The sequence below is a fragment of the Clostridium yunnanense genome (assembly GCF_016595795.1).
Taxonomy (GTDB): Bacteria; Bacillota; Clostridia; order Clostridiales; family Clostridiaceae; genus Clostridium_AR; species Clostridium_AR yunnanense.
The window spans coordinates 181706-194409 of record NZ_JAENHN010000066.1 but is presented as its reverse complement, the minus strand read 5'-3'; the positions used below and the strand labels follow the sequence as shown (position 1 = coordinate 194409).

Genomic DNA, 12704 nt, shown 5'->3' with positions numbered 1-12704 from the left:
TTTACCAAAATAATCAAAACAATACCATAATTATGAAATTAACATTTTATTAATATACCTGATTCTCTAATCCATAGGAGTTTTAAAAACTGGTTTTCTATCAAATTGTGAAGCACTTACTCTTTATAAAAAAGCCTTCAAATCGTACTTATTTCCAATATACTTAGATCTATATCCATCTTCTAATATGCTCATTATTACTAAATCATGATATCTATGATTAAAATACCAACCTTCTCTTTTTACTCCTTCTTTATCAAACCCTACTTTTTCATATACTTTTATTGCTCTCTCATTAAAACTCAAAGCCTCTAACTCAATTCTATGGAGATTGAGCATTCCGAACCCATACTGCAATGCTAATACTAGTGCTTCTGTTCCATATCCTTTGTTAAAATCTTGTTTGTTAAATATTACAATTCTTATATTACTGCTTCTATTATTTCTATAAATATCATTTAAAACCACCTCACCAACCACCTTTTTTGTGATCTTTGAGAATATAATAAAATCTACTCTACTACTATCTAAAGATATATTTTGTAAGTAATTCTCTATGTTTTCTTTATTAAACACTTGCTGTGTTCCAGTAAAAATAGTTGATTCTATATCACCTTCACTAATGGCTTTCCAGTAATCATCTCCATATTCTTTTCCAAGCTTTTTTAGAAACACTTTTTCTCCATTAAGTTCTAATAATTCTTTAACATTAAGACCATTGCTAATCATATCCCATCATCCTATCCATTTATAGTGTTTTATACTTTACTTAGAAGAAAAAAGTATTATAAGTGAGAAACCGTTACTTACAATACTTTCTTATATTTCATTTAGATTGTATACTACTCAGAAAACAAGCTCAACCTCATCTATATTTCTGTATAGATTTTGAGCAATTATACTTCTACTATGCATCTTGTCTATAGCTGTTTCACCACTATCTATATCATAAAACTTATTTAACAAATTAAAAGTTAATGGACTACTAAACCCCGTTTTTTGAATTTTGAAAATATTACGCACACAGATATATCATATTATTATAATAATGATATTTCAGCAGCTTTTATACTAATACTTTCTCCCTATAGCCTCTTAAAAACTTCTTATAGAACTTCATTCAAGTAAACCAATTTCCTTAAATAGTATCTTTTAAAATTGTATTGATGATATATTCAATTTGTTCATCATACAATGATACAATTTTGCCGTATTGAAGACCAACCAAAATAAAATCATTATTTATATTGAGCCTATTATTAGGTTCCAAATTAGAAATACTCTCTCTTTTGCATATAGCTGCAAAAGAATCTTCATTGAAGAACATTTTCATATATCCATCCATTAAAGTATTCAGCACTTCAATTTGCTCCATTTCATAAATATATGGTTCTTTATTAACTTCACATACAATAACTTTCATTACTCTCCCCCTTAGGTATAAATATTTATTAACGTACAGGGCTAGTAGTCCATCAACAGTGTTGGTTTATTCTTTCTTGAAAACCAACATATGTAATATTATCAAAAGTCATGTAAAATTAAAAAGTTAATATATTCCATGTTTTTTATCCCTCTGCCTTTCCAAATGTATATGAGAAAACTTAAAGGCGAATAAATTCCATTTTTTACAGTATAATCATAAAAAACTTCTGAACCCATTGAAATATCTAAGTTAATATCCATAAAACTTTTATATTACCCACTAAAAAAGCAAGCTATTTTTTATTAAACTTTGTGAACACTTTCATTTCATGACTGATTTCTTTACAACAAAAAAACAGCTTAAATTACCATTAAGTAATGTAAGCTCTCTTTGTATTTAAAATAAATCTATTTAATTACCTTGTAGTATATAACCATACTTTTCTCTTACAAACTTCAGAATAGCTTGAGCTATTATACTATGCCCTTCTTCATTTGGATGTATACCATCAATACATAAAAATCTGCTATAATCCATGTATTTAAGGAACTCAGATCTTACATCTATTATAGTAGTTTTAGTTTTCTCTGCTACTTCTTTTATTGTATCATTATAAAGACTATGCCATTTATAGATTATGCCTTCATCTCCAAGCCACTTTAATATGTTACCTTCAAAATTTTTATCTGTTCTAGTGATCCACTTAAAATATTTATCAGAGTCTAGTGGTGGTAACGTCATTAAGATTGGTGTTGCCCCTGAATTCTTTACTGTTTCAATCATATCCAGTAATATATTTTTAAATGTTGGTATATCTGTGTTAGGTTCATGCTCTGCATTAGGATTTTCAGCTACATCCTTCCAATTAAAGTCACAATCATTTCCACCAAACTCTATAAGAACTATATCTGGTGATCTTTTTATCACATCACTATATATCTTACTTATTCCTCTTCTTATTGTATTTCCAAACCTTCCAGCATTATAGACAGTGCCATTTATACTGCTGCTAACTAAGTTTACAAAACAATCCTTTATATTTGTATATTTTGACTTATCACAATCGTATACTACTCCTCTAGTTATAGAATCTCCATATACAACTACACTATAGTTATCCTTATATTCCATAAAACCCACCTCTTAAAACTAAAATTTTCATTATCCTACTAATACTGTTCTGCATGTTTTGATATTTGAGTTTCTCTATTACTAAGCCATTTATTAAATATTTCTAATATATCTTTTAAGTTCTCGGCCCCACCAAACCCTTTAAATATTTGATTTTCTTTAAAACATCGTACCCAGTTATTCGAACTTTTATGTACATCTACTGGATCAAAACTTTTACCTTCATATTCTGTATTAAACAAATCTATAAATACATTCCAATTTCCATCATCGGCCGTAACTATTTGAATTCCAGTGCCCAGTCCACACTTCTTATTCTTTTTATGTAAATCCTGAAGAATATCTATATTTACCATAAAGGTTCTCCTTTATTTAACAAATTTTATTTCATATATACATTGTATCACGTAATTCAAATTAGTCAACATGTAGTTTTTAAAACTACTTAAAATTATACAAGTATATCATTTTATTAATTATCAAAATGTAAGGATTATATAACTAACAAAAAGCATGTCAATTATCACTAATCAACATGCTTAAATTTAATACTTTGTATTATTTTATAAATTATCTCTTAAAAATCTAAGTTTTATTTCATTATGAAACTCTCTACCGCCCTCATGCCCGTTAAACGGGTATATCTCTATCTGTTTCTCACTAGTTATTCTATTATAAGTAGCAAAATACAGCTTAGCTGGACATGTAGTGTCCTTAAGCCCTACAGAGGCCAAAACCTTACACTTTATTTTATCAGCCATATTCATAGTATCAAAATAACTTAAGGTATCTAGTGCCTCGTCTATCTTATTAGGATATAGCTTTAAGTACTCATTTACACTAGCAAAAGAACCAAAAGCATTTTCAACTCTTATTTCTATATTGCTATTGCTTGGCACATCAACCATTGCAAGATATGGTCGCTTATCTAAAGCACACACAGCCATTCCTAGTGCCCCACCTTGGCTTCCACCCTCTATAATTATCTTAGTATCATCAACTTCCTTTTGTTCACACGCAAAATCAATAGCTTTCAGACAATCCATATAAACGGCTCTATAGTAATACTCTTCTTTATCCAGTATACCTTTGCAATTCAAATTTATAGTATATCCATTTGAGTATTTTGCAGAATTTCCTGTTAAACCACTTTGATCTCTACAATCAATAGATATAACAGCTACACCCATTAGTATCCACTGCATGAAATCTGCAGGCTTGCCTCTATTCCATGTAAATCCATGATAGTGTATAAGGCATGGATATTTTTTATCCTTATCCTTCTCTATTCTTGGAATCATATACCATCCATGAATTCTAGTATCATCAAATCCATTATAAGATATTGAGTATACCTCTACATATGGGCTTGGATAATCATATAACTCCATTTCTATGTTCATAGGTACTGACTTTGCAATACTGATTGTATCTTGCCAAAACCCATCAAAATCCTCTTTCTTAGTTAAAGGTGGTAAATATTCAAACAATTCCTTCGAAACTCTATCTATATAACTTCCCATAAATCATCCTCCTCTTAAATTTAGTATTCCTTATATATAGTTTCTCTTCCAAAATTTAATTTACAATTGTTCGAAAATCCTGTCATCTGAGAATTTTCGCACATGTATAAATTTTAAAGACTCTGCTCATCCTAAAGCAGAGTTTTTAAAGAAACTTCTGACTAAATCAACATATTTATATAAATAACATTTATTAATTTAGTATTTATCTGCTATTACCCCAAAGGTACTTGCTTTTATATGAGGATTATCTTTCAATGCTTTAATTAGTTCCACCGATCCAGTAACCACTATTCCCCCAGTTTTTATAATATTTGAATCATACTTTAGGGTTCCTTTTGAAGCATCTTCTTGTACTATATTTAGTGATTTTTTTAAATAATTCACTTGGTCACTATTAATAGAATTCAAATCACCTTTACTATAATTATTCCTGTATAAACTTTCTACAAACTTATCTACAGGCTTATCAATCTTATAACCATTTAAATCTATAGCTTTTATGCCAATAGCACTATCTTCAGAAACCACACGCCTAAACAATCCATCTTTTCTAGTACCATCATAACCTTCTCTTATATCTCTTGTATCATTTTCATCACTTTTTAATACATTACTCTTTAGCTCATCGGAAAGTGTATCCACCCAATACCAGGTTATATCTACACCTTTAGGAATCATCGTACTTACTTCTTCTATTGAATAATACTTATCAAAGGATACAGCTACCTCAGCTATTTTTTTATTATCTACTTCGTTAAGCTTTTGCAGATCATTTCTATATAAATCTTTGTAATCACTAAAAGGATAGAAAAACAACATCTTTCTTTGACCTAAAGAGTTAAAGAAATCCACATCCTTAAGCTGATCATGAAGACTTTCTGGAGTTATTGTACTTACTCCTTTTCCTAAAACATTAACATGTGCTTCTTGTTCTTTCTCTGTTATAAGATTTTCTTTTAAATTAAATTCTCTTTCTATAGGTTCAGTTGCCACTACATTTTGTCCTATAACTTTATAAGTATCATATTTTATATCTGCAGAAAGAAATCCTTTGCTATAATCTAACTGACCTAAGTATCTATTAGGATGCATTATCTCATATTCCTTTTCTACAGCCTCTGCTACACTACTCTTTTTATCTAATAGTTTTAGATCGATTTCACTGATTGTAGATTGAACTTTTGAATCTATATTTTTTATTACTACCCTAGTGGCTACTATATATAATATTGATGAAATAACTGCAATGATGATAGCAAATATTCCTATTGATTTTAATTTTGCTTTCAATATAATCTTTCTAGTTTTCTTATTATTAACATCAAACAAATCATCAATTTTATTTTCAAAATCATCTTTCATACTTTAATTCCTCCCAAACTTTTATAAATTGCTTCCTAGCCCTAAACAAATAATTTTTCACAAGATTTTCATTTATATCTAGTAAAGCTCCTATTTCCTTATAACTTAAATCCATATCATATTTAAGCAAAAGTAAATTTTTGAACATTGGTTTTAGGTTATCCATTACTGTTGATATCTGCCCACTAATTAAACTATTAATAATTATAGCTTCGCAATCTTCTTCACTAGTTAGATTATTAAGAAAGGTGCTATCATCTACATTTACTGAAGGATATCTTGCACTCTTCCTACATAAATCATAAAATTCATTTAGTGCCACTCTAAATAACCATGCATCTACTTTTTTAATATCAATCCCAGCTAAATTATTTATTAGCTTTATAAAGCAATTTTGCACAATATCTTCTGCATCATGATGGTTACATCCATTCTTTATTAAATATTTATATAATATAAGAAACTTTTCTTTTAAGACTTTGTTGAGTTCTTCATTGTACATCACTTTCTCCTAGCTAAATTTGAAAATACTTCATACTAAACTGCATGCATATTAGTTTTTTGATTCTCCATATAAATAACGCTGTATAGTTCAAAATGTTAGCAGTTACTGGCAAAAAAATTATAACATTTTTTTAATTTGATTAGACAGGCTAGTTTCTATTTTGGTGCTGTTAAGGCGACTTCTGTATAACCACTTAATTTCAACAGTAGCCTTAAACATAACTATTATTTTTAGATTTTCACTATGGCAAAAGCTCTTCCATATAAATGTTGTATAAATAAAAGACACCCTATTACCCTTACAAGAATAATACGGTGTTAAAACATTCTACTCATATGCTATTTATATTACTCAGGCTAATAGAGAACTTATTATCTGCTTATTTCCTTAACACAACTTGCCATACTGGTAGTCCGAAGATTACTATTTATTAATTGATAAAATCTTATATTCATATAACTCTTCATTTTCTTCTTCATCAAAGATTTCACCAAGCAATAGCCCATGGTTCTTCTCTATAATCCTTTTAGAAGCTAAATTATATATGTTACAGGTAACAATAGGTTCCTCTATTCCAATTTCTTTAGCTTTGTTTATAGCCTGTCTTAGTATTTCTGTACCATAGCCTTTTTTTCTATGACAAGGTGATATATCATAACCTATATGCCCTGCTCCTTTTATTTCTTCATGTCTCAATCTAACTACTCCAACAACATTATTATTATTTACTAACCAATAATTTGTGGTTCTAACCCAATCCAGAGGTACATTTATCCCATTAGAATGATTTTCTAACTCTTCTAAATACTCATCAAAGTTTTCTATTGCTTTCTTATATTTTTCATAATAGAACTTTTCCTCTGTTTCTTTATAACATATCGCATATTCTTGGAAGCTCTTTTCATAATCTTTACTTGGTACTACTAAAAAGGTTTCTTTCATACAAATCCCCCGTTTTATAATTCTTATTTAAATCAACTATAGAGTTCCTAGCTCAACAATTAATTTATACATGCTAAAATTCATAGGTGTGTGATTTTCGAACAAGCACAAATTAACTTTCGACATAGGAACTCTTTACTTATCACTTTATTGTAATTATATCATGATTATGCAGATTTTTATGTAATTCAATCCTAAGAGTAAATTACTTCTTATATGTATAAATATCCCACCTATGTTACAAAAACACATAAACAATCTCTTTAATTATTAATGGCACATTATCTCATAACTGAATTTTACTTCAAAAATATATATATTTGATATTTATCTCACCAAAACAAAAAGCCCTATATCAAAAAAATATAGAGCTTCAAAATCATTATATATTTAATTGTCTAACTGGACGGGCTTCTATATAACCTCTATAGCCCATTGGTGCAAGCTGAAATCTTGGAGCCTCTTCGTCAGCCCATTCAAAACCATAAACCTTAGGATCATATTTTTTCATTGTATCCCACAGTCTACCTATTTCTTCGCCAAAATTTTCATCATCATAAGGACTTCCTTGAAAAACCATCATCTTACATGGTGGTAGTTCTATTAAATCGAATCCTTCTGGTACTTCACCTGAATACGTAATCGGCACCTCAACGCCTTGACAATATTCTGAAGTACCAGCCTCCTGCAAACTCTTAGGTAACCACATTCCAATAGGTTCGTACAAAGCTTCTTTTATTCCACAAAGTACATCCCACACTTCACAGTCTACTTCTTCACAATACTCAAAATAGTGAGTAGCTTTGATACCTCTCTTTAGTATTACCTTCCTCTCTGGACGATCAACTACTTGAACAAAAACAGTATTTGCACTTTGATTTTCAGACATTATATTCACTCCCTTTTCAAATGTAAGGTAATTTCCACGGATATTTTGTGGTATAAAGAACTTTATTAACGGTTGCTTATTACAGTAATTACTTGGAGTAATTCCAAACTGTTTTGAAAAAGCTCTTGTAAAACCTTCGTGTGAATCAAATACAAAATCAAATGCTACATCAGTAATTCTATTTTCTTTGTGTCTTAGCCTTAATGCAGCCTTTGACAATCTAGCTATCCTGATATAATCAAAAGGTGTCCTACCAGTGATTTCTTTAAATATTCGAGCAGAATACCAAACTGAATATTGAGCTTCTTTTGCCAACATATTTAATGTAATTGGTTCATTAATATGGTCTTCAATATAATTTGCCATACGAGCAACAGCATTTTTCTTTTCCAAACTTTCCATGCCCTCACCTCCTGAAATAAGGATATCATGGAGTACTCACTTCTTACTTGACTTGTATTGTCAATCTTTCACACCTATTCCTAACCTTTTTGTTTCTCTGATAACTCCTTAAAAGTAACCGTCTTATTTTTCTTTTCTATTATTAACTAATCACTTTATGCAAGCATAGCTTCCAAACCAACTAATGGAAATTATATCACAATAAGTAATTCCTCATAACTTCTTATACAAATATTTTTGAGACATTGAGAACTAACTATGTTAAGTTATAGAAAGCCCTTATAAATAATACACTAAGTAATACTTAACTATATATTATAATTGAAGCTTATAAATCTATGTTTTATAATTAAGGTGGTAAAGTATAACTGCACACTTTAGGTGGAAGCTCATGAATATGAAATCATTTTTCAAAAAAATTATAATCTCTATACTAATTGGATTAGGACTTGGCCTCATAATAGGCATAGGTTTTGTATTTGTAAATGAAGATTTTGATTTAGAAAGGTATATTGACGAGACTCAAGTTATAATTAATAAGACAAAAAACAAATCACTTAAGCTATATTGGCCCTAAACCTACTTCTAGGATATAGTTTAAGGGACAATATCAAAAAGCTATTGATTACATGCTAAACCTAAATGTGAAAGACGCCTCTTCAACAATTAAAGGACTATACTATAACAACCTTACTTTTTATTACTGCGAATTAGGAAATCTTAAAGCTGCACTTAAAACATTTTCTACTGGTGAACGTTTTATAAATAAAACGCTAAAAGAGTTACAATCACTTAGTGAGCAAGGATAGTTCACTTTAAACAATATATTATAAGTGACCTCTGCAGTTTTGTAATAAAAAAGAAATAAGCCACTACGACTTACCTCGTTAATTTGTAATTCTTAAATCCATGTAGACACTCTTTTTCTATAACTTCTTTTACAGATATTATAGTAAAGTACTTCTAGTAATATAAAAATAAAACTTACTGCTATATCACTTAGAAGCATTTGAAGATTTCTCAAATAGTTTGCCCCCTCAAAAGCAAGTGAATAGGTTATAGCTATAGGAATAGTAATAACTGGAGCTGTAGTAAATATAACCTTCAATTCGCCACATTTTAGTTTAAGAAATTCATTTTCCATCATTCCTATCCTAAATAGTTTTTTATATTGTTCTTTATCATTATCAAAATCGGAAAAAAACTTAAGTGACAGTATTACAGAAATACTTATAAGAAAAAATATTCCTAAAAAGCTAAATAGACAGAAGAGTATCTTTGCACCTTGATTATTTTCGTTATAAGCTCCTACTCTCGAGGCAACTTGTAGATAATATTTTTCTTCATAATTAGGTTCATAATTGTTATTTTTTTCTTTAAATGCATTTTGTAGAGTTTTAACAAGTGGTTGAGTTTTTTTCCAATCTTCGAAGTTATAAAGTTCTACCACACCGATATTTACACCTATTGAATTTTTCACCTCTAGATAGTCATTATTGTTTAATATAATACAATTGCTTAATACATACCCAGGTGCATTAAAATATGTTCTAAATATAACATCTTGAAGTTTAAAACCTTTAGCCAAATCTCTAATTACTCTATTATTACTTATATTATTTTCGTCATTAATTCTTTGTTTTTTTCCTTTTCACTTAAGTTATTTATTTGAAAAAGTCTTATATATTTCCCTTCCCCTATGGTCAAGTTACTATCTGAAACTTTTCTAAGTTCTTCAGCAGATATAATAATTGCTTTATCAGTCTTAGTTTCTATAAATTCTAGTTTTTTGTGTTCAGTTACAACATCCTTACTATTACTAATCAATTTTTGTATTTCTTTTTCCGATATACTATTTTTTCCGTTCTCTCTTATAAACGCAACGCGGAAAGGATTATTTTCCTTCGCTGATTTACTGGCAGTCATTATAAGATTTAAATAGAATCCATTAATAAATATAATAACTATTACTATTAGAGTTATTATGAATATTATTTTTTTAGTTTGTCCATATTTATATTTTAGATTGCTTAAAAGCAAAATATGTTTATGATAGTTAGCTCTATTCCTACTTAAATATATAGGCAATAAAGTTACCAAATTGATATATAAATATATATATCCCTAAAATAAGTGCTATTGTGCATGCAAGCAAAATATTCCCTCTGCCATCAAACTTAATTAAGAGTATGCTTAATGATATCATGATTATTATAAGACCTAACATTCCTATATAAGGACTATTTATTACATTCCTATCAATAACCTGTGGAGCTTTTAATAAATTTATTATATTAAGTCTACCAGTTGATATAAGGGTTACGATAATTGATAAAGCATATATTGATAAAAATATTCCTAAGATGAAGACATAGGATAATAAATGTATATGAAAATGCAAATCTCTTACTCCAAGAATTTCATAAATTATTATAAAAAAACAAACCAGTTAGTTATTAGAGCAACATTTAACTGGTCTGCTTTTCATAAAATTATATTTAATTAAATCACCTTGCTATAAATATTAAGCTCAGCAGGCTTCTCCATAAATCCAGCCATTTTAGGTACTATGGCTTTAAAATGTTCAGATTCCATATGCTTTTTTAATGCTTCTGAGCTTTCCCATTCTTCTATCATAGTAAGTATTGTATTATCTTTTATATCTTGATACATACCATAGCTTATACAGCCTTCTTCTTTTACTGTGGCAGCTACTAATTCCTTAGATAACTCTAACAACTCTTCAATCTTGTCTGAAACTACGTAATGCTTTGCTACAACTTTTATCATTTTTATTGCCTTCTCTCTTTAAATATAAATTTTATTTATAATATTTTAGATATATAATTTTTACTTACTTATATAATTATAACAGATTATTCTAATATAATAGTTAGAACCACATGTATAACATGTTGTATCCATTAATACAATAAAAAAATATACGAACTAAAGTCCGTATATTTCACTTAACCATTTTTAAAACTTCTTCAAAGCTATTGCACTTGAGCAACCCCATCTCATCCCAATATTCATATTCCGCCGTCTTATACTCTCTTGCTAATTCAATCATATTTTTTGTTACTCTAAATACTGATTCTAATACCTCATCAGACTCAATAGGCTTATCATGTAAATACTCTAAAATTAGCTTTGCACAATCTTCTACAGTGCCGTTATAACCATCGTTAATTTCATAAGCTTCTACTCCAAATTTACCTACAACTTTAATTCCCATATATGACATTATCTTATATAAATAATTAGTTGTTAAATCTAAACCATTTCCTCCAGAAGTGGCAACTGCTATTCCAACCTTTCCTGACAACCTTACCAAATGTGCCCAGTAGCTTATTCTATCAATAAACACTTTCATATCACCACTTACATGATGTGCATAAACTGGACTTGCAAATACTACAATATCTGAACTTAGTATTTCTTCTTTTATTCTTTTCATATCATCCATATTATCTAAAACACATTTACCTTTTAAGAAACAATTTATACAACCCTTGCAATTATTAATATTCAACTGATCTGCCGTATACATATTAACTTCTATCTGTGTATCATTTAGATTTTGCACTATTTCTAATACATCATTTATAAATCTTAAAGTTCTAGATTTTTTCCCCATACGACTTCCCACATAAACAAATACTTTTTTCATCACTATCAGAACCTTTCATTATTACTTCAATCTTCGTTTGTTGCTGTTTACAATCAAAAACTTCAATGAACAGTTATTAGCATATATCCTTTCTATTAAACGTAAAGTATCCAAGTATATTTACGATAAGAAAAATCAGTATGCTTATAGTTATCATTATAATAGAATTACGATCAAATCCATTTGAACTATTAACAGCAGTCATATAAGACCATGGGTAAAATATTTTATACCGAGAATCACTTAATAAAAAAGAGGGGATAAGAAAACAAAAACCTAGACCAAGTGGAACACTTATATTTTCATAGCTTAAACTTAGAAAGAATTGCACTGCCATAAACCCTAATGAAACTAAAAAAATACTCACCCCTCTAGATAAGATTAATAAGATGCTTTTCTCTGTTATCCCGTTTTTTAAGAAAGCTACAATTATAATAACTGTAAAAAACAAAAAAATACTTAGCATAATAAGTAAAACTCCTGTAAATAACTTGCTTAAGAATAATTGCTTTTTGGTTACAGGTAAGGTAAGTATTTCTTTCATTCCTCCACTTACTCTCTCAAATCTCATGATTATAGCAAAAGTTACAATAATTATTGTAGGCAGTATTACTAATGTATATCCATTTATACTAAAATCATATATAGCTTCCAAAGTATTGGGATTACTTCCTATGTTACTTAACTTGTCAGAAACAGAAACTCCATTAAATAAAGGAGCTAGTGTAATCATTACTATGATAGCAATTAAGCTACTTGTCTTTAGTTTAATGAATTCAACTTTCAAGACGTTTATCATTATTAACTCCCTTCTACACCTAATGTTAGATTTTCTTATAGAGTAAAAT

17 protein-coding genes are annotated in these 12704 nt (G+C 28.8%); 2 read left to right on the top strand and 15 right to left on the bottom strand.

The features are described 5' to 3' along the window. Positions 1 to 123: 123 nt before the first annotated feature. The 9 genes from JHL18_RS24520 to JHL18_RS24480 all read right to left on the bottom strand — a co-directional run bounded on the left by JHL18_RS24520 (position 124) and on the right by JHL18_RS24480 (position 8183). A complete protein-coding gene (locus JHL18_RS24520; RefSeq protein ID WP_200274215.1) occupies positions 124 to 729 on the bottom strand; it encodes a GNAT family N-acetyltransferase in 606 nt (201 codons plus the stop codon). Between the two features lie 409 nt (positions 730 to 1138). Continuing rightward, a complete protein-coding gene (locus JHL18_RS24515; RefSeq protein WP_200274213.1) occupies positions 1139 to 1423 on the bottom strand; it encodes a DUF3846 domain-containing protein in 285 nt (94 codons plus the stop codon). A gap of 414 nt (positions 1424 to 1837) precedes the next feature. Then, positions 1838 to 2557 (bottom strand): SGNH/GDSL hydrolase family protein, encoded by a 720-nt coding sequence (locus JHL18_RS24510; RefSeq protein ID WP_200274211.1) that lies wholly within the window; start codon positions 2555 to 2557, stop codon positions 1838 to 1840. Between the two features lie 38 nt (positions 2558 to 2595). Further along, positions 2596 to 2913 (bottom strand): Imm53 family immunity protein, encoded by a 318-nt coding sequence (locus JHL18_RS24505; RefSeq protein WP_200274209.1) that lies wholly within the window; start codon positions 2911 to 2913, stop codon positions 2596 to 2598. Between the two features lie 207 nt (positions 2914 to 3120). After that, a complete protein-coding gene (locus JHL18_RS24500) occupies positions 3121 to 4080 on the bottom strand; it encodes an acetylxylan esterase (RefSeq protein ID WP_200274207.1) in 960 nt (319 codons plus the stop codon). Between the two features lie 198 nt (positions 4081 to 4278). Then, positions 4279 to 5445: an anti sigma factor C-terminal domain-containing protein gene (locus JHL18_RS24495; protein WP_200274205.1), complete on the bottom strand. Its 1167-nt coding sequence runs from the start codon at positions 5443 to 5445 to the stop codon at positions 4279 to 4281. Continuing rightward, positions 5435 to 5947, bottom strand: coding sequence for an RNA polymerase sigma factor (locus tag JHL18_RS24490; RefSeq protein WP_200274203.1), 513 nt, complete (start codon positions 5945 to 5947; stop codon positions 5435 to 5437). The genes JHL18_RS24495 and JHL18_RS24490 overlap by 11 nt, the downstream gene beginning before the upstream one ends. A 426-nt stretch (positions 5948 to 6373) precedes the next feature. After that, the gene (locus JHL18_RS24485) at positions 6374 to 6892 is read right to left on the bottom strand and encodes a GNAT family N-acetyltransferase (protein WP_200274200.1); all 519 of its coding nucleotides are present in this window, start codon (positions 6890 to 6892) and stop codon (positions 6374 to 6376) included. 382 nt (positions 6893 to 7274) lie between these two features. Continuing rightward, entirely contained in the window at positions 7275 to 8183 is a 909-nt protein-coding gene (locus JHL18_RS24480; protein WP_200274198.1) for an AraC family transcriptional regulator, read from the bottom strand. Positions 8184 to 8574: 391 nt separating this feature from the next. Here JHL18_RS24480 and JHL18_RS24475 point away from each other — a divergent pair, with 391 nt between their 5' ends. Further along, positions 8575 to 8760: a hypothetical protein gene (locus JHL18_RS24475; RefSeq protein ID WP_200274196.1), complete on the top strand. Its 186-nt coding sequence runs from the start codon at positions 8575 to 8577 to the stop codon at positions 8758 to 8760. Positions 8761 to 8812: 52 nt separating this feature from the next. Beyond that, complete coding sequence (locus tag JHL18_RS24470; RefSeq protein WP_200274194.1) at positions 8813 to 8992, top strand: hypothetical protein; 180 nt, start codon at positions 8813 to 8815, stop codon at positions 8990 to 8992. 92 nt (positions 8993 to 9084) lie between these two features. On the opposite strand, the gene JHL18_RS24465 is transcribed toward JHL18_RS24470, so the two are convergent. From JHL18_RS24465 to JHL18_RS24440, 6 genes are all read right to left on the bottom strand, one after another. Further along, positions 9085 to 9771 (bottom strand): hypothetical protein, encoded by a 687-nt coding sequence (locus JHL18_RS24465; RefSeq protein ID WP_200274192.1) that lies wholly within the window; start codon positions 9769 to 9771, stop codon positions 9085 to 9087. 23 nt (positions 9772 to 9794) lie between these two features. Further along, entirely contained in the window at positions 9795 to 10223 is a 429-nt protein-coding gene (locus tag JHL18_RS24460) for a hypothetical protein (protein ID WP_200274190.1), read from the bottom strand. A gap of 28 nt (positions 10224 to 10251) precedes the next feature. Further along, positions 10252 to 10584 (bottom strand): hypothetical protein, encoded by a 333-nt coding sequence (locus tag JHL18_RS24455; protein WP_200274188.1) that lies wholly within the window; start codon positions 10582 to 10584, stop codon positions 10252 to 10254. Positions 10585 to 10685: 101 nt separating this feature from the next. Further along, complete coding sequence (locus JHL18_RS24450) at positions 10686 to 10973, bottom strand: putative quinol monooxygenase (RefSeq protein WP_200274187.1); 288 nt, start codon at positions 10971 to 10973, stop codon at positions 10686 to 10688. Positions 10974 to 11148: 175 nt separating this feature from the next. Continuing rightward, the gene (locus JHL18_RS24445; RefSeq protein WP_200274185.1) at positions 11149 to 11856 is read right to left on the bottom strand and encodes a flavodoxin family protein; all 708 of its coding nucleotides are present in this window, start codon (positions 11854 to 11856) and stop codon (positions 11149 to 11151) included. A 76-nt stretch (positions 11857 to 11932) separates the two neighbouring features. Further along, positions 11933 to 12655, bottom strand: coding sequence for an ABC transporter permease (locus JHL18_RS24440; RefSeq protein ID WP_200274183.1), 723 nt, complete (start codon positions 12653 to 12655; stop codon positions 11933 to 11935). Between the last annotated feature and the right edge of the window lie 49 nt (positions 12656 to 12704).